This window comes from Marinobacterium sp. xm-m-383 (genome assembly GCF_013283255.1).
Classification (GTDB): domain Bacteria; phylum Pseudomonadota; class Gammaproteobacteria; order Pseudomonadales; family Balneatricaceae; genus Marinobacterium_E.
On record NZ_WBYT01000003.1, the window covers coordinates 157,797 to 175,827 of the forward strand.

11 protein-coding genes and 1 pseudogene are annotated in these 18,031 nt (G+C 48.6%); 6 read left to right on the forward strand and 6 right to left on the reverse strand.

Annotated features, from left to right (window positions below; translation table 11 throughout):
* Positions 1-55 precede the first annotated feature (55 nt).
* Positions 56-1,114, reverse strand: coding sequence for an AraC family transcriptional regulator (locus XMM383_RS06415; protein WP_173480469.1), 1,059 nt, complete (start codon positions 1,112-1,114; stop codon positions 56-58).
* A 280-nt stretch (positions 1,115-1,394) separates the two neighbouring features.
* Between XMM383_RS06415 and XMM383_RS06420 the strand changes: the two genes are divergently transcribed.
* Together XMM383_RS06420 and XMM383_RS06425 are read left to right on the forward strand one after the other, a co-directional pair.
* The gene (locus XMM383_RS06420) at positions 1,395-3,215 is read left to right on the forward strand and encodes a DUF1302 domain-containing protein (protein ID WP_173494701.1); all 1,821 of its coding nucleotides are present in this window, start codon (positions 1,395-1,397) and stop codon (positions 3,213-3,215) included.
* A 27-nt stretch (positions 3,216-3,242) separates the two neighbouring features.
* Positions 3,243-4,586, forward strand: a complete 1,344-nt coding sequence (locus XMM383_RS06425; protein WP_173494702.1) for a DUF1329 domain-containing protein — start codon at positions 3,243-3,245, stop codon at positions 4,584-4,586.
* A gap of 456 nt (positions 4,587-5,042) precedes the next feature.
* Here the strand turns inward: XMM383_RS06425 and XMM383_RS06430 are convergent, their stop codons facing one another.
* Positions 5,043-5,804 (reverse strand): alpha/beta fold hydrolase, encoded by a 762-nt coding sequence (locus XMM383_RS06430; protein ID WP_173480466.1) that lies wholly within the window; start codon positions 5,802-5,804, stop codon positions 5,043-5,045.
* Positions 5,801-6,427, reverse strand: coding sequence for a TetR/AcrR family transcriptional regulator (locus XMM383_RS06435; protein WP_173483346.1), 627 nt, complete (start codon positions 6,425-6,427; stop codon positions 5,801-5,803). Before XMM383_RS06435 ends, XMM383_RS06430 begins: the two co-directional genes overlap by 4 nt.
* A 98-nt stretch (positions 6,428-6,525) precedes the next feature.
* Between XMM383_RS06435 and XMM383_RS06440 the strand changes: the two genes are divergently transcribed.
* From XMM383_RS06440 to XMM383_RS06455, 4 genes are all read left to right on the forward strand, one after another.
* Positions 6,526-7,374, forward strand: coding sequence for a crotonase/enoyl-CoA hydratase family protein (locus tag XMM383_RS06440; protein WP_173494703.1), 849 nt, complete (start codon positions 6,526-6,528; stop codon positions 7,372-7,374).
* A 27-nt stretch (positions 7,375-7,401) separates the two neighbouring features.
* Positions 7,402-9,426: an FAD-dependent oxidoreductase gene (locus XMM383_RS06445; RefSeq protein ID WP_173480463.1), complete on the forward strand. Its 2,025-nt coding sequence runs from the start codon at positions 7,402-7,404 to the stop codon at positions 9,424-9,426.
* 249 nt (positions 9,427-9,675) lie between these two features.
* Positions 9,676-10,782, forward strand: a complete 1,107-nt coding sequence (locus XMM383_RS06450; protein WP_173494704.1) for a YCF48-related protein — start codon at positions 9,676-9,678, stop codon at positions 10,780-10,782.
* Positions 10,779-13,145, forward strand: a complete 2,367-nt coding sequence (locus XMM383_RS06455) for an RND family transporter (protein ID WP_173488550.1) — start codon at positions 10,779-10,781, stop codon at positions 13,143-13,145. The genes XMM383_RS06450 and XMM383_RS06455 overlap by 4 nt, the downstream gene beginning before the upstream one ends.
* Before the next feature lie 131 nt (positions 13,146-13,276).
* On the opposite strand, the pseudogene XMM383_RS06460 reads toward XMM383_RS06455, so the two are convergent.
* The 3 genes and pseudogenes from XMM383_RS06460 to fadB form a co-directional block, all read right to left on the reverse strand.
* Positions 13,277-14,378, reverse strand: a pseudogene (locus XMM383_RS06460) (IS3 family transposase).
* A 249-nt stretch (positions 14,379-14,627) separates the two neighbouring features.
* The gene (gene fadA / locus XMM383_RS06465) at positions 14,628-15,803 is read right to left on the reverse strand and encodes an acetyl-CoA C-acyltransferase FadA (RefSeq protein ID WP_173494705.1); all 1,176 of its coding nucleotides are present in this window, start codon (positions 15,801-15,803) and stop codon (positions 14,628-14,630) included.
* 12 nt (positions 15,804-15,815) lie between these two features.
* Entirely contained in the window at positions 15,816-17,978 is a 2,163-nt protein-coding gene (gene fadB, locus XMM383_RS06470; protein ID WP_173480459.1) for a fatty acid oxidation complex subunit alpha FadB, read from the reverse strand.
* Between the last annotated feature and the right edge of the window lie 53 nt (positions 17,979-18,031).

The window sequence follows — 18,031 nt, forward strand, 5'->3', positions numbered from 1 at the left end:
TGACAAAAAAATTCATACGCTATAAAAACTCAGCAATTATAGGCCTCAGCGCGGTTTATGTTTGCTCTAATTGCTGGCAATAGGTGTCACTGCGGCGATATTCACCCGGTGTCATCCCGGTCCATTTTTTGAAGGATCGGAAAAATGCCGATGGCTCCTCAAAGCCCATCAAGCCGGCCACATCATTAATCGAAAGCTGCGGTGAATTCATATAATTCAAAGCTGCCATTTTGCGGCATTCATCCTTAATTTTTTGATAGGAAGTATCTTCCTCAAGTAATCTCCGTCTCAAGGTGGAAAATGACATGTGCAGCCTGTAGGCAATGTCTTCTGCACTCGGCAACTCCTGGCTGAAATCCTTACCAATCAGAGCAACTACCTGAGCCTTCAGACTGGCATCGTCATCTACCATCACAATCAACTGATAAGGGGCCGTTTTCAGAAAGCTTCGCAACGTATCCGGGGTCTGGACGATGGGGTAATCGAGGAATCTTGCTGGGAAAACAATTGCGTTATCGTGCTGATCGAATTTAACTTCAGACTGGAAAACGGTTTTGTATAAGGAGATATCTTCAGGTTCCGGAAATGACAGATAGGCCGCTTTCAAGTCCAGTCGGGCGCCCAGCAACCAACATAAGAAGTGATGCCACATCGACAAAGAGGTCCGAATTTTTTCCGGTGTAGAATCCTTCAACAGTTCCTCCAGATCCATTCCAGAGGCATCAGTAGTGGTGAAAGAAACCTTGGCGTATCGGCCTTTTCTCACCAGAAAAGGTTTGACCTGTGTGCCACGACAAATTTCATGGAAATCACTGGCACGATAGATGGCGTGTTCAAGAGTTTTACAGTGAATCAGGCAATGGCACATCATCCGGAAGGTACCATTAGGCACCTTTCCTCCACTCAACATGCCAAAATATTCATCCTGCGCAATGTAATAGATTCGCTGATACAACAGTCCAAACTTATCCGCCGGAAACTCTGTTTGGGTATCAATCATGCTTGAATCGATACCAACATAGTTCAGCAGTTCATCAACACTATAACCCTGCTCTTCAACCAGTTTCAGTAACTGCCGCACGTAGCCAGCAGGAACCGTTATCTTACGTTCCATTGCTTCTCTAACCTGTTTTTTGTTAACCAGAAACGCACTTCCCATTTTTATTTTTGGCACTTAAGGTCATTTTTATCAACCCTAAAGAACAAATTTGTTACTAAGCTTGGCGGCAATTGTCATTGAGAACTGTTTTAAGACCGACAATGATTACTAAAATCCAAAAACCTGCATATAGAGCTTTAACCCTCTATTTATTCAGTATTTTTGGATGTTTTGACTAAAATCTATAAATATATAGTCAGAACCTTTTAGAAAAATAAGAAGTCAGGTGAACGAAATGGCAATAAAAAACAGGGTTTTGCAGCGCAGCAAAAACCATTCCCCGGTGTTTACACGCCGTCTTCTGCCTCTGCTGGTAGGCACTGCAATCAGCATCAATCAGGCTCAGGCCGTCGAATTTAACCTCGGTGAAATTGAAGGTCGTTTCGATTCACAGATCTCTGTCGGTGCCAGTTGGAGAATGGATTCGCCTTCTTCAGACCTGATATCAGGTGTCAATGGTGGCACTAGTAAAGGTGGTGGCAGTTACGACGACGGCACTCAGAACTTCAAAAAAGGTGAGACCTTTTCTCAAATAGTTAAAGGTGTGCATGATCTTGAACTCAGCTACGAAAACATGGGCGTCTTTACCCGAGCAAAATATTGGTATGACGCTGAGCTAGAGTCAGGTGCACGTGCTCACGGCCATACCGCTAATAGTTACACACCTGATACAGAGCTGGATGATTCAGGCTTTAACGATTTTGCAAAATTTTCTGGTTTCGAAATCTTAGATGCTTATTGGTATGGCGCATTTGATTTGGGTGAAAAGCCTTTAGATGTTCGAATCGGACGCCAGGTAGTTAACTGGGGTGAAAGCACTTTCATTCAAGGCGGTTTAAATGCCATCAACCCATTTGATGTCAACGCATTTAGACGAGCTGGCGCTGAGGTAAAAGAGGGATTACTCCCTGTGAACATGGCTTTTGCATCATTAGGGGTGACCGATAATCTCAGCGTAGAAGGTTTCTATCAACTGCAATGGGAACCTACAGCAATTGACGGCTGTGGTACCTACTTCTCAACAAATGATTTCGTCGCCGAAGGCTGTAATGGTGTTCGTATCAATGCCGGACCTTTGAGCCTTCTAAATGATCAGGACTACTTCAATAACCCAGTTTCGCTAGGTGGTCTGGACCCCGTTGTTTACCGTGATGTGAATGGACGTCGTGAAGCCGACGATGATGGCCAGTTTGGTATTGCCTTCCGCTATTTTGCTGAAGATTTAAATAATACAGAATTTGGTTTTTACGCGGCTAAGTACCATAGCCGATTGCCTATCGCCAGTGGTGTTTACGATGAAGGCAGTCGAGTACCCGGGCTTACTACTCTGGCTTCCCGCTACTTTGTTGAATACCCTGAAGATATAGAAATGGTTGGCCTCAGCTTCAATACTAATGTTGGTGAAGTTGCCTGGTCTGGGGAAATCAGCCATAAAATCGATGCACCTATGCAGATCAACGGGACATCCCTTATTGCAGGGGTGTTGAGTAAAGGCAATACAAGTAACACAGCACTTGATGCACATATTCAAGCAGGGGTTGCAGGCGGTAATGGGACTGAAATCGACGGTTATAAACTATTCGATATTACCCAACTACAAACAAGCCTTATCAGCTTTCACGATCAAGTTCTGGGCGCGAGTCGCTTAACGCTTGTAGGGGAATTTGGTTGGACCCATGTTCATGGACTTGATGAAAGTGCCAATGCTATCAAGTTTGGTCGCCATGGAGCATACGGTTACAGCGCAGGTGATAACGAAGGCTTCGTAACTCAGGATTCTTACGGTTATGTTCTGCGCGCAAATCTAAATTACCCTAATGCTTTTGCAGGGGTTAATTTGACACCTCAGATCAGCTTCAAGCACGGCATTGAAGGTTATGGCCCAGCCCCAGGTGCAGCCTTCCGTGAAGGAGAAAAAACGCTTGGCCTAAGCCTTACTGCTGATTACCTGAATAAGTACTCTGTACAGCTTAGTTACACGGATTACTTCGGTGGAGATTATAACGAGCTTGAAGACCGAGACTTTCTTTCACTCAGCGCATCTGTATCGTTCTAAGATCAGCAGTTAATGGAGAAAAGATTTATGTTTAATAAAAAGAAATTGCTGCTGAGCACTGCCCTTATGGTTGCATCGTCAACACTGTACGCAGCAACCACACCGGAGCAAGCCGCTAAGCTCGGCGATACACTTACGCCTATAGGTGCGGAAAAAGCCGGTAATGCTGCGGGTACTATTCCGGCATGGACTGGCGGATTAGAAAGCTCAGCAGATCGTTATACAAATCCATTTGCAAGCGAACAACCGCTGTTCACTATTACGGCAGCAAACATGGATCAGCACAAAGCCAACCTGACCCCTGGGCAGATTGCGATGCTGAAGAAATACTCGGATAGCTATTCAATTCCCGTGTACCCATCTCATCGTACGGCCGCATTACCTGCAGATGTTTATGCTGCAGCCAAAGAGAATGCGACTAAAGCTAACCTTACTGATGGGGGTAACGGCTTAAGCGGTTTTACTACCGCTGTTCCATTCCCTGTTCCTGAAAATGGTCTGGAGGTTATCTGGAACCACATGACCCGCTATCGAGGCGGCGCACTGGAACGTACATTTGTGCAGGTTCCTGTCCAGGCAAACGGTAGCTACACAGCGGTTAAGATTAACGAGAAAATGACCTGGCCTACATCACTGGAAGGTGGCGCTGATCCGAAGAAAGATGAAAACATTCTTTTCTACTTTGTCCAGCAGGTTAAGGCACCGTCACGTCTGACCGGTAACGTATTGCTTGTGCATGAAACCATGAACCAGGTGACCCAACCTCGCCAGGCGTGGACTTATAACGCGGGTCAACGTCGTGTACGCCGTGCACCGCAGATCGCTTATGACGCACCAGGCACAGCGAGTGATGGTCAGCGTACTACCGACAACCTAGACCTGTTCAATGGCGCACCCGACCGCTATAACTGGAACCTGGTAGGCAAGCAGGAACTGTATATCCCATATAACAGTTTTAAACTCGCAGATCGCGGTCTGACTTATGATGACATCCTGAAGCCAGGCCATATGAACCCTGAGCTAACACGCTACGAGTTACATCGAGTCTGGAAAGTGGAAGCTACGCTTAAAGAGGGTGAACGCCATATTTATGCCAAACGCACCTTCTACATTGATGAAGACACTTGGCAGATCGCTGTTGTAGATCACTATGATGGTCGTGGCGAGCTATGGCGCGTAGGTGAAGCACACCAGTTCCAGTACCGGGATGCGAACGTGCCTTGGTTGACGGCTGAAGCGTTGTACGACCTTCAATCCGGCCGTTATCTGGTTGGCAGTCTGACAAATGAAGAGGGTGATGGTTTCGACTTTACCCAGCGCTTCAAGCATAAAGACTTTACCCCTCAGTCGATCCGTCGACTGGGAAAATAACAAGTTATCTCCAGCAAGGTAACAACAAAAAGCCCTCTCATATGGAGGGCTTTCCATTTGAATTCTGAAGTGTATTAGCTGTAACAGCAGTCTTTGCTGACTTCTTTGCTCACTTGGGTTAAAACTCAATCCTGTTCCAGTGGTTTTTACCATATCCTCTTTCAGGGCTTGTATACATTCCTTGCATTGAGGCATTTCACGACCATAACGTTCCCAGTCGAGTTCTTTTTTTGCCATCGCATCTTGCATGACTTCCTCTAAACACTGGTTACATTCAACCGGGATATCCACACTCGCTTTCATCAACCCACTCCTACTGACGTGATCTAATAATAGTAGACGCTGTGTCAGAAATTTCTTTAGGAGTTTTTCCTAATTAGAACCACTCTCTACCAAAGTCCAAATGGCTGATAGCTGATGACTGATAAACAGGTGACTGGAGAATCGAGGGCAGGCTTATTTTGAAAGCGCTGAATTAATAAGTTCAGCTGTGATTTCCGGGGATTCAAGAGGGAAAAGGTGGCCGCCATCAACAGCAACCAGATTCATTTCAGGAAAGTTGCGTTGCCACCAGCGTTTATCATGACGGTTAAACAAATGACTCTTACGACCGTAGATGACAGTACCGCGTACACGCTTAAGGCACCGGGGTACATCCAGTAAGACATTGCGAAAAACATCCGCTTCGATATCTGCTGAGATGCTCAGCTCAACACCCTGCTCGTTTTCGGTTAAACCGTGTTTGATATAGTCAGCAAAACATGCAGGATGAAAATCTTTGAACAGGCTTTTACCTGCAAAATAAGCTTCCGCTTCTTCACGACTGGCAAACTGAGCCCGCCTTTTAGCGGCTCTTCCGGCAGGAGTAATCCGATCCATAAGGCCCAGGGCCTTACACAGTTTCAAGGCATAACGTTTGCGTTTACTGAATACCACCGGATCGAGCAGGATAACCTGTCTAAAAAGTTCAGGTTTTAACGCAGCGGCTATCAGGGTGACAACAGCTCCGGCTGAATGACCAACCCCAATTACGGGCTTATTATGCTGCTGTTCGATCTCAGCAATCAGTTCCTCCGCGTAATTACGCAGACTGCCATTCAGTGGGTAATCCCCGTGCCCCATCTTTTCAACGCAGCTGACTTCATGCTCAGGTAATAAGCTGAACAAGTGGCCATAGCAACTGCCGGGGAATCCGTTAGCATGGCTGAACTGAATCACTTTTCTGCCTCTGCCGGGTAATTCTGATTAATCAGTAACTGCACCGATGTACGGGCAATATCCTGCAGATCTTCACGATTTACATAGATACCGTCATTAAACAACCTACACAAACCATGAATAGAAGCCCAGGCAGACTGAGCGATCCTCAATGCAGGTAAAGAAGGTTCAAAAACGCCCTCGGCTTGCAGCTCTTCAACCCAGTTCAGCAAAACGCGAAAACTGTTTCGGGACACTTCCTGCAATGTCTGCGTAGGTTCTCCGGTTTTCCAGATATCGCGGCCATACATCAGGTCATAAGTTTCGCGTTGCTCATCAGCAAAGCGGATGTAGGTAATCACATAGCGCTCAAACTGCTCTACAGGATTCAGCTCTTTAGCGTTTTCGTTCAAGGCTTCAATCAATTGATCCTGAAGATGGAAGCCCTGTTCTGCTATTGCGCAAAGCAGTTCATTTTTGTCTTTGAAGTGATGATAAGGCGCAGTGCGAGACACGCCTGCCTTGTCCGCAAGTTTGCGGATAGAGAGGCTTTCAACGCCCCCTTCAGCAATCAGATCCGTGGCTGCCTGCAACAAGGTAATCCGGAGATCACCGTGGTGATATGGTTTTTTTCTACTGTTCATGAACGCAATCTATCAACCAATCTTGACAGTGTCAAAATAGATCACTATCTTGACACCGTCTAGTTTAATAACAAAAACCTAAACAGGATTGTTTTCAGATGAGCTATAGCTGTTTTGACCTCAACGTTGAGAAACACATTGCCCGGCTAGAATTTAAACGCCCCGAAGCCTGCAACTCCATGAACAGGGACTTCTGGATAGAGTTTCCGGAAGCCATCAGAGCGCTGGATATTGAGGGAGACACCCGGGTACTGGTCATCAGTTCTCAGGGCAAACATTTCTGTTCCGGAATGGATCTGGAGGTTTTTACTCAGCCGGACCAAAGCCTGTTCAATGGTGAAGCCGGTCGCAGAGCAGAATCTGTGCGCCGTCTGGTTATGCAACTGCAAGAATGTTTTATGGTGTTGGAAACCGCACGCTTTCCGGTTATCTCCGCGATTCAGGGTGGCTGCATAGGCGGCGCTCTGGATCTGGTGTGTGCCACTGATATGCGTTACTGCACTGAGGATGCCTATTTCACCGTAAAAGAGACGGCGCTGGGCATGACTGCAGACCTGGGGACCCTGCAACGTTTACCAGGCCTTATACCGTCTGGGCTCGCCCGAGAACTCGCGTATACCGCACGTAAAATGCATGCTCAGGAAGCTCAAACATCCGGACTGGTAAATCAGACCTTCCCGGATCAGGCATCGATGCTGGATGCAGTAATGGGCATTGCCCAACAGATTGCTGCCCACTCCCCTCTGGCAATCACTGGCACCAAGCAGATGATCAACTATGCTCGGGATCACAGCCTGCATGACAGCCTCAGTTACATGGCTACCTGGCAGTCCGGCATGTTTCAACCTAATGACATGATGCAAAGCTTCAGCGCGAAGGTTTCTGGAAAAGCCGCTGTATTTGAACCATTACGCAAAATAACCCAGCCACTTCAAGCTGCCGACTAAAACAATAACGATAAAGAGATACTAAGAATGACGACAACAGCCTACCCTAATCTTTTACAGCCCCTGGATCTGGGTTTCACCACTCTGAAAAACCGTGTCCTGATGGGTTCTATGCATCTGGGTCTTGAAGAAGCCCCTAATGGATTTGAACGTATGGCTGAGTTCTACGCAGAACGTGCCCGTGGCGGTGTAGCTCTGATCGTAACCGGAGGCATAGGTCCAAACAAGGAAGGTGCTGTGCATGGTCATGCTGCGCAAATGGCTTCATCAGAAGATGTAAAAAACCACCGCATCGTGACGGATCGGGTACATCAGGAAGGTGGCAAGATCTGTATGCAGATCCTGCATACGGGCCGCTATGCCTACAACCCTCAGCCAATTGCGCCCTCTGCGATTCAGGCACCGATCAACCCATTCCCACCCAAAGAGCTTTCGGAAGACGATATTGAGCAACAGATCAGAGATTTTGTGAACTGTGCCTCGCTGGCTAAGGAAGCTGGATATGACGGTGTCGAAATTATGGGGTCAGAGGGCTATCTGATTAACCAGTTTATTGCCGCACGCACCAACCAGCGCGATGATGGCTGGGGGGGTGAATATGACCAGCGTATCCGCTTTGCTCTGGAAACCGTTCGAAGGGTGCGTGAAGCCGTCGGTACTGACTTTATCATTATCTACCGCCTTTCCATGCTGGATCTGGTTGAAGGCGGTAGCAGCTACGAAGAGATCGTTCAACTTGGACTGGCGATTGAACAAGCCGGTGCCACCATCATCAATACCGGCATCGGCTGGCATGAAGCCCGCATTCCCACTATTGCCACAAAGGTACCTCGTGCTGCATTCACTTGGGTGACAGCCAAGGTGCGTAAGGCACTTAATGTTCCGGTCATCACCTCAAACCGAATCAATATGCCCGATGTGGCTGAAGAGGTCCTGGCCCGTGGTGATGCGGATATGGTCTCTATGGCCCGTCCGTTTCTGGCAGACCCGGAGTTCGTGCAAAAAGCCGCCGAAAACAGAGCCGATGAGATCAACACCTGCATCGGTTGCAATCAGGCTTGTCTGGATCACGTTTTCGTTGGCAAACTGACTAGCTGCCTGGTTAACCCGCGTGCCTGTCATGAAACAGAACTGGTGATTACCCCAGCCACCGATATTAAGAACATTGCAGTAGTCGGTGCAGGGCCAGCCGGTTTAGCCTTTTCCACCACCGCAGCTCAACGTGGCCACAAAGTCTCTCTGTTTGATGAAGCATCCGAGATCGGCGGCCAGTTTAATATTGCCAAACGCATTCCAGGCAAAGAGGAGTTCTATGAAACCTTGCGTTATTTCGGTAAGCAGATTGAGCTTACGGGAGTAAACCTTCAGCTAAACACTAAAGTAACTGCAGAAACACTTCAGGTAGGCGGATTCGATCAGGTTGTACTTGCCACTGGCATTAGCCCCCGCACCCCGGATATTGAGGGTGTTAACCACCAGAAAGTGCTCAGCTATCTGGATGTTATGAAGGGTGCTGAGGTTGGTCAGAAAGTCGCGGTTATCGGCGCAGGCGGTATTGGTTTTGATATCTCCGAAGTACTGGTGCATCAGGGTGAATCCACCAGCCAGAACATCTCCGCCTTTATGCAAGAATGGGGAGTGGATATGAGCATGAACGCCCGAGGCGGTGTAGAGAACATGAAACCTGTCTTTGAACCGGCTGCTCGAGAGGTGTTCCTGCTGCAACGTAAGAAAAGCAAGGTCGGCAGCGGTCTGGGTAAAACAACCGGCTGGATACATCGTACCGATCTCGCCAAGAAAGGTGTGAAAATGCTCAACAAATGTGAGTACCAGAAGATCGATGATCAGGGCTTACACCTGCTGGTCGATGGCGAACCGCAATTACTGGAAGTTGATAATGTCATTATCTGTGCTGGGCAGGAGCCTAAACGTGATCTGGCTGACCAGATTAAAGATGTGCCGGTCCATCTGATCGGCGGTGCTGATGTGGCTGCGGAGCTGGATGCCAAACGCGCGATTCATCAGGGCACGCAGTTGGCTGCAACAATTTAAACACCCATTCCATCTATAAAGGGCAGCGGTTTTGATCAACCCTGCCCTTTTTTATGACCGTAAACGCCACCTTTTTCCCTATCAATTTTCACAGTAATTCAAGCACCTAAGCAGGGTTTGAAAAATAATGTCATAAAAACTGGTGACTTTTGTTATTGGCGATTCTATACCTAATAAAGCATGATTCAGGTAACCTTTCAGGCAGATCCAGAAAGGCCACCAAATATAAAAATAATTACTGGTTATCAGATGTTCAAAAGAATTACTGGCAGTTCGTTACTGATACTCTGCTCACTATTTACACCTCTATCTTCATCTTCGGCCTCAGAACAACTGACGCCAGATCGCCTGTCTACTTCAGCCCTCACCCGTGAAGGTGCTGAAAAGTCACTGCTGTTATCCGTCGCTAATACAGGCAAAAGACTGGTTGCTGCCGGAGAGCAAGGCGTCATAGTTTACTCGGATGATCAGGGCAAGAAGTGGCAACAGGCATCAGTACCCGCCAGTACACTGCTGACCAGTATTAAATTCACGGATAATCAGACCGGCTGGGCGATTGGTCACGATGGTCTGGTGCTTAAAACCAACGATAGTGGCTCCAGTTGGAAATCCGTTCTTAGCGGTAACGACATTAACCAGTTACGAATCTCGGCTCTTGAGAATCTGCTCGGTTCCATGACGACCGATAACTTCACACCCGAACAGATTGAAGATACCGAATATGCCTTGGATGATGCGGTCATCGCACAGGAAGAAGGACCAACTTCACCCCTGCTGGATATGCTGTTTCTGAATTCCAGCCACGGTTTCCTGGTCGGTGCCTACGGTACGATGCTCGAAACCAGAGATGCAGGACAAAGCTGGCAGTTTATCGGACATATGCTACCGAACCCGGAAGGTTTCCATCTTAACCGCATCTATCAACTTAAATCCGGACGCTTGCTTATTCTCGGTGAAGCCGGGCTTCTGCTCGTCAGTGACGATAAAGGAGAAAGCTGGCTAAACCTTGATTTTCCTTACGATGGTTCCTTCTTCTCAGCAGCAGAATCGGATGCTCTGTACATCATGGGGTTACGCGGCAACACCTTCCGTTTTGATGATCAAAACCAGAACTGGCAAAGAGTTCAGCTGCCGGTCGCAGCCACCATCAACGATGCCATTGTGGTTGAAGATCAGATTATTATGGTCGGTCAGGGCGGCACGCTGTTGCGCCAGAAAGGCACTGGATTTGAGCCTCTGGGTAAACGTCAGCTGCGAACATTTACGTCCCTGACACAGGTGGCTGATTCACTGGTGATTACCGGTGAAACCGGCATTGTGCACCTATCGCTTATTGGTAAGGAGGCTGCACAATGAACAAGCTATCCGCTCTGCTTTTGTGGCCTATCCAGACCAGTGAACGCCTGGCCGAATACTTTCTCTATACACATCGCAAACTGGTACTGGGCCTGTTCCTGATTGCTACTGTGATTCTGGGCTGGCAAGCAAGCCAGATCCGCCCGGATGCCAGCTTTATCAAGATGATCCCATCCTCGCATCCCTATGTTGAGAACTATATCAACTACCGCGATGACCTTGCCGGATTAGGCAACAGTATCCGTGTGGTGGTGGCTGCAAAAGATGGGGATATCTTCACAGCAGAATTTCAGGAAACGTTGAAAAACGTTACCGATGATCTGTTTTTCATTCCCGGTGTCGACCGCTCCGCCCTGAAATCTATCTGGACCCCTAACGTCCGCTGGACCGAGGTTACCGAAGAAGGTTTTGTCGGCGGCCCGGTTATTCCCGCCAAATACGACGGTTCCGAGCAAAGTCTGGAACAGGTACGGACTAACATTCTGCGTTCCGGTCAGGTAGGTATTCTGGTTGCTAACGATTTCCGCTCTGCGATGGTTCAGGTGCCGCTGTTTGATAAGCACCCGGATACCGGTGAACGCCTTAACTACCAGAGCTTTTCGGAACAGGTTGAAGAGCTGATTCGTGATAAATACAGCTCAGACGCCGTCGATATTCACATCACCGGGTTTGCCAAAATCGTCGGTGATCTGATTGATGGTGCGACTGAAGTGGCTCTGTTCTTTGCCGTGGCTATTCTGATTACCCTGGCCCTGCTCTATCTCTACTCCGGCAGTGTTATGGGTACGATTGTGCCACTAATCTGTTCCCTTGCTGCGGTTATCTGGCAGCTGGGGCTGCTCAAAATGCTCGGCTATGGCATCGACCCCTACTCCATGCTTGTGCCGTTTCTGGTCTTTGCCATTGCAGTCAGCCACGGTGTGCAGATTGTAAATACAATCACTCTGGAATCCGCAACCAATGGCGCCGATAAGATTCAGGCATCGCGCCATGCATTTAAAACCATCTATATTCCCGGACTCACAGCCCTGATCTCAGACGGTATTGGGTTTATTACACTGATGGTGATTCAGATTCAGGTGATTCAGGATCTGGCAGTCGCAGCATCGGTTGGTGTTGCAGTAATCGTACTGACCAATCTGATGCTACTGCCACTGCTGATGAGCTATGTAGGTGTGGGTAAAAATGCGATCGCCCGGGCAAAATGCAATATTGCAAAAGAGAACTCTCACTGGCGCATGTTCTCTGTATTCGCCACACCTAAAGGTGCCACCATGGCGATTACCGTTGCCCTGTTTATGCTGGTTGGCGGTTTATACTTCAGTCAAGATCTGAAGATCGGTGATCTGGATAAAGGCGCACCAGAACTACGGCTGGACTCCCGTTACAATCTGGATAACGCCTTTATCACCGACAACTACTCCACTTCCAGCGATGTCTTTGTGGTGATGGTCGCAACTGAAGAGGAACAGTGCAGCAGTTTCCAGACCCTGTCACTGGTTGACCGCTTCCAGTTCTACCTGCAAGGCATTGAAGGGGTGCAATCCAGCATATCCTTAACTGATGTCTCTGAGCGGGTAACTGCGGGCCTTAACGAATGGAACCTGAAATGGCGCTCTGTCAGCCGCAACCAGTTCGTAATCAACGCCTCTCTGGCTTACGTTCCGGCAGGTCTGATGAACAGTAGCTGCTCTCTACTGCCAGTCATCGTTTTCCTGGATGATCACAAAGCCGAGACCCTGAAAACCATCACCGCTGCCGTAGAAGACTTTACCAACAACCATCAGGTTGAAGGTATCGAGTTCCTGATGGCCGCGGGTAAAGCGGGTTTCGAAGCCGCAACTAATGAAGTGATTGAAGACGCCCAGTACGAAATGCTGATCTGGGTATATTCCGTCGTCAGTATTCTCTGCCTGCTGACCTTCCGATCCATCAGCACAGTGATCTGCATCATCGCGCCGCTGGCACTGACATCCGTTCTTTGTCAGGCATTGATGGCCCAACTGGGTATTGGCGTTAAAGTCGCTACCCTGCCTGTAATTGCTCTGGGTGTAGGTATTGGGGTCGACTACGGTATCTATATCTATTCGAAGATGAAAACCTATCTGGAACAAGGCCATAGCCTCGCTGCAGCTTATCTGGAAACCCTGCAGAGCACCGGTAAATCAGTTGCCTTCACCGGCCTAACGTTAGGTATTGGTGTGGTCCTATGGGTACTATCACCCATCAAATTCCAAGCGGATATGGGTATCCTGCTGACCTTTATGTTTATTTGGAACATGCTGGGTGCGCTGATTCTGTTACCGGCGATTGCCTGCCTGCTTAATCCTTACGGTAAGACGAGCAACAAAGTAGAGCCCTAGAATATTTAGAGTTTAAAGGTGTGCAGGCTGGTGAAAAGAGCAAAATCAAACACGATAGAGTTTGGATAGAAAACCAAACTCCAAATGATTTTGCTCTCCCCTTTATATAAATTTGAATCGCCACTAGTTCTTTAGACACTCAGCAGCCGTTTTTCATATCGGTTTTCATACTCTTTCGGTGATAGCTGATCATTAAAACCATGACATCGTTTGCTGTTGTAAAACAGCTCTATGTATTCAAAGATATCACTGCGTGGATCTTCTCTGGTTGCATAAACCTTGCCGCGGATTCTTTCTGATTCAGTAGTTGGAAAAAGCTCTCAGCAACGGCATTGTCGTGGCAGTTATCTCGTCGGCTCATACTGCCTTTTAGGCCATGTATCTCTAAAAAGGATTGCCAATCATAGCTTGTGTACTGACTTCCCTGACCAGAATGAACGACTACCTCTGACTGAGGATTACGTCGCCATACAGCCATGAGCAACGCATCTAGCACCAGTTGCTTTGTGATACAGGATTGCATTGACCATCCAATCACCCTTCTTGAGAGCAGGTCAACGACAACACCCAAATACAGCCACCTCTCATGGGTTTTGATATAGGTGATATCTGTTACCCAAGCTTTATTAGGGGCAGCGACACTGAATTGCTGCTGTAGTCGGTTCGGAGTAACAATATGAACCTTCAACCCAGCTAACCGCATGAGCCGATAAACTCTATTGGGGCCACAGGTTTCACCATACTCGCGCAGATCACTATGGATCTTCCGATAGCCATACAAACCACCTGACTCCAGCCAGTACTGCTTGATCAATCCAGTGAGCCGTTGATCTGCTGCATAGCGCCTGGAAGAAGGCTGCTTACGCCATGCGTAATACCCACTAGGATGCACATCCAGTAATGAATAGAGCTGGCGTACGGGCCAATCCTTATGAAGATCACGGATAAAGGTTTACCTCAATCGGACTGGTTGGCGAAGTACACCGCTTTTTTTAATATATCTCGCTCTTCAGTGACTCGCTTCAGTTCTTTCTTGAGGCGGCGTATCTCTAACTGCTCATCTGACTTCGCTTTATACTCGGCTGAATCGGGGCCGTACTTCTTGACCCAGGCATAAAGGCTGTGGGTTGTAACATCGAGCCGATTAGCCACATCTGCAATGCTGTAGCCTCGGTCAGTGACCTGTTTAACCGCTTCGATTTTGAACTCTTCGGGATAACGTTTGTTGCTCATAAGCACCTCTTTAAAAGCCATTTTCTATGGCTGAGAGGTGTCTAGCAAACTAGTGGCGATGAACTGGGATAATGTAGAGCGCCATTAGCCTTCCTCTTGGATACTGTGGGTAATCCTTACATGAGTGTGAGTTGGTTAAAATTGCTTTCTGATTCTATCGCCTGATTTTAGGCAATATTAAATGAAAAGCCCCGCAAATGCGGGGCAAATAGCGAAAAGCGAGTGTTGCAAGAAAGAGTTAGGGCTGGGTTAAACACGCTCTATGATGGTGGAAATACCCTGGCCCATACCAATACACATGGTCGCCAGACCTAATGTGCCATCGTTCTGTTCCAGTACGTTCATCAGCGTGTTGGTGATACGGGAACCGGAACAGCCCAGAGGGTGACCCAGTGCAATTGCACCGCCTTTGAGGTTTACTTTGTCTTCCATCTTATCGAGCAGTTTCAGACCTTTCAGGACAGAGAGGCCTTGTGCTGCAAACGCTTCGTTGAGCTCGACATAGTCGATATCGTCGATGGAGAGACCCGCACGTTTCAGTGCTTTCTGAGTAGCCGGTACCGGGCCGTAACCCATAATGGATGGGTCACAACCAGCAACTGCCATGCTCACGATACGGGCGCGTGGTGTCAGCCCCAGCTCTTCTGCTTTGGCTGCTGACATCACCAGCAGTGCCGATGCGCCATCAGAGAAAGCAGAGGATGTACCTGCGGTGACTGTACCCACTTTAGGTACAAACACTGGTTTCAGCGCACTCAGAGTTTCGACGGTGGTTTCCGGACGGATGACTTCGTCCGCTTCCAGCAAAGATTTAAAGCCGTTTTCATCGTGGCCTTCTACCGGGATGATTTCGCTGTCCCACAGGCCTTTAAGATGAGCTTCGTGTGCCAGACGATGGGAACGTGCCCCGAACTCATCCTGCATCTGACGGCTGATGCCGTTCATCTTGCCCAGCATTTCTGCGGTTACGCCCATCATCATGGCCGCTTTTGCCACCTGCTTAGACATTTCCGGGTTGATATCCACACCGTGCATGATGGATACGTGACCCATATGCTCCACACCACCGGCGATAAAGATGTCTCCGTTGCCGGTCATGATCGCCTGCGCTGCGGCGTGCAGTGCAGCCATGGATGAACCGCACAAACGGTTGATGGTTTGCGCACCTACCGTATGTGGAATGCCTGCAAGTACCGCCGCATTACGGCCAATATTGAAGCCCTGCTCTTTGGTCTGGTTTACACAGCCCCACATGATGTCTTCGATTTCGCCGGCTTTTACCGCTGGGTTACGTTCCAGCAGGCCTTTCATTACAGCTGCTGACAATGCTTCGGCACGGACGTTACGGAACGAGCCGTTTTTCGATTTACCCATCGGGGTACGAACACCGTCAACGATTACTACGTCATTTGGTTTTAAGTTCATTTGTCTTACCCCTTAAGCCTGTGCAGTTGCTGGTAGATATGTCTCGCCTGCGGCGGCCATCTTTTTCATTTTCTCTGTTGGCTGATACAACGGCCCCAGAGATTCGTATTTCGCTGCCAGGGCACAGAAGTTATCCAGGCCAAGCTGGTCCAGGTAGTGGAATACACCGCCACGGAATGGAGGGAAACCGATACCGTAGATCAGGCCCATATCGGCTTCTGCCGGGCTGTCTACGATGCCATCTTCGAGGCAACGTACCGTTTCGATGCACAGTGGAATCATCATACGTTCAACGATCTCTTCATCGCTGAATTCGCGGCTTTCTTTGGCAATGCCTTCCAGCAGTGCGGGGACGTCTTCATCAACAATTTTCTTCGGTTTACCTTTGCGGTCCAGCTCGTACTGGTAGAAACCTTTGTTGTTCTTCTGGCCGAAACGCTCCAGTTTGAACATACGGTCGATCACGTTTTCGCCTTCATGGCTCATGCGATCTGGATAACCTACCGCCATCACCGCATCGGCGTGGTGTGCGGTATCGATGCCAACAACGTCGAGCAAATACGCTGGGCCCATTGGCCAGCCGTACCCTTCCATCACTTTGTCGATCTGCCTGAAGTCTGCGCCATCTTCCATCAGGGCCGTAAAGCCACCGAAATACGGGAACAGAATTCGGTTAACCAGGAAGCCTGGGCAGTCATTCACAACAATTGGGGTTTTACCCATCGCTTTTGCATAAGCGACGGTACGCGCAACGGCTGCTTCCGAAGATTTCTCACCGCGGATAACCTCAACCAGCGGCATCTGATGCACGGGGTTAAAGAAGTGCATACCGCAGAAGTTTTCAGGTTTTTTCAGAGCCGTAGCCAGCTCTGTAATCGAGATCGTTGATGTGTTGGAGGTCAGGATCGCGCCTTCCTGTAGCTGTTCTTCAACTTCTGCGAGAACCGCTTTTTTAACCTTAGGATGTTCAACTACCGCTTCAACCACCAGATCAACGTTACCGAAATCACCGTAGTTCAGTGTTGGGGTGATCTTGTTCAGTACGCCTGCCATTTTCATGGCATCCATACGACCGCGGGATACACGTTTGTTCAGCAGTTTAGTGGCTTCATCCAGACCCAGTTGCAGGGCACCCTCGTTAATATCCTTCATCAGGATTGGCGTGCCTTTAACCGCGGATTGATACGCAACACCGCCGCCCATAATACCGGCACCCAGTACGGCAGCCTTGGCAACAGGTTCTGCTTGTTTCTCAAAGCTTTTGCTGACTTTTTTCACATACTGATCTTTAAGGAACAGGCCCACCAGTGATGCGCAGACATCTGTTTTAGCCACTTTGACGAAATTTTTCGCTTCCACTTCGTTGGCTTTTTCACGTGGCAGGTTGGCATGCTTCTGAACCGTTTTCAGAGCTGCCATAGGTGCTGGATAGTGAGGACCCGCCTTACCACCGATGACACCTTTAGCGGATTCAAACGCCATCATCTGCTCAACCTGATTCAGTTTGATCGGGCTCTTCTTCTCATCACGACGGGCCTGATAATCAAACTTGCCGGAAATACAGCCTTTCAACAGATCCAGCGCGGCTTCACGTACCTGTGCTGTGGTCACTACCGCATCAACCGCGCCATCTTTAAGCGCTGCATCGGCACGTTTTTCGACACCTGCGCAGATCCACTCATTCGCGTTATCAACACCGATCAGACGAGGCAGACGAATGGTGCCGCCCCAACCGGGGAAGATACCCAGTTTTACTTCAGGCAGGCCCACTTTGGCCTGATCACCCAGTACTCTGTAATCTGTCGCCAGGGCGACCTCAAACCCACCACCGAGGCAAAGTCCGTTAATTGCTGTAACGGTGGGGGCTTTTAGGTCTTCGATCTGATTTAACAGACCGTGGGTCTCCATTAAACCGGCAATCAGTACATCGTCTTCCTGTGTGAAGAAGCCCATGAACTCGGTGATATCGGCACCGACAATAAAACTCTCTTTGGCGCTGGTAAAAATAACGCCCTGCAGGTCATCAATCGCCTGCAATACAGCCACGGCTTCATGCAGTTCTGCAGTGGTGGTACGGTCAAGTTTGTTAACGGCATCATCTTTGCGGTCAAAAACCACTTCGTAGATTCCGTTTTCGACCGGCTGAACCTGAATCGATTTTCCTTCGAAAAGCATCTAAGTTGCTCCGTCTATTTTTTATTTATGGCCTCGGTATAACGAGGCTCTTT

Coding starts and splice junctions, on each gene's coding strand:
- XMM383_RS06415 (WP_173480469.1), bottom strand. CDS start 1,114: ATGGAACGTAAGATAACGGTTCCTGCTGGCTACGTGCGGCAGTTACTG.
- XMM383_RS06420 (WP_173494701.1), top strand. CDS start 1,395: ATGGCAATAAAAAACAGGGTTTTGCAGCGCAGCAAAAACCATTCCCCG.
- XMM383_RS06425 (WP_173494702.1), top strand. CDS start 3,243: ATGTTTAATAAAAAGAAATTGCTGCTGAGCACTGCCCTTATGGTTGCA.
- XMM383_RS06435 (WP_173483346.1), bottom strand. CDS start 6,427: ATGAACAGTAGAAAAAAACCATATCACCACGGTGATCTCCGGATTACC.
- XMM383_RS06440 (WP_173494703.1), top strand. CDS start 6,526: ATGAGCTATAGCTGTTTTGACCTCAACGTTGAGAAACACATTGCCCGG.
- XMM383_RS06445 (WP_173480463.1), top strand. CDS start 7,402: ATGACGACAACAGCCTACCCTAATCTTTTACAGCCCCTGGATCTGGGT.
- XMM383_RS06450 (WP_173494704.1), top strand. CDS start 9,676: ATGTTCAAAAGAATTACTGGCAGTTCGTTACTGATACTCTGCTCACTA.
- XMM383_RS06455 (WP_173488550.1), top strand. CDS start 10,779: ATGAACAAGCTATCCGCTCTGCTTTTGTGGCCTATCCAGACCAGTGAA.
- fadA (WP_173494705.1), bottom strand. CDS start 15,803: ATGAACTTAAAACCAAATGACGTAGTAATCGTTGACGGTGTTCGTACC.
- fadB (WP_173480459.1), bottom strand. CDS start 17,978: ATGCTTTTCGAAGGAAAATCGATTCAGGTTCAGCCGGTCGAAAACGGA.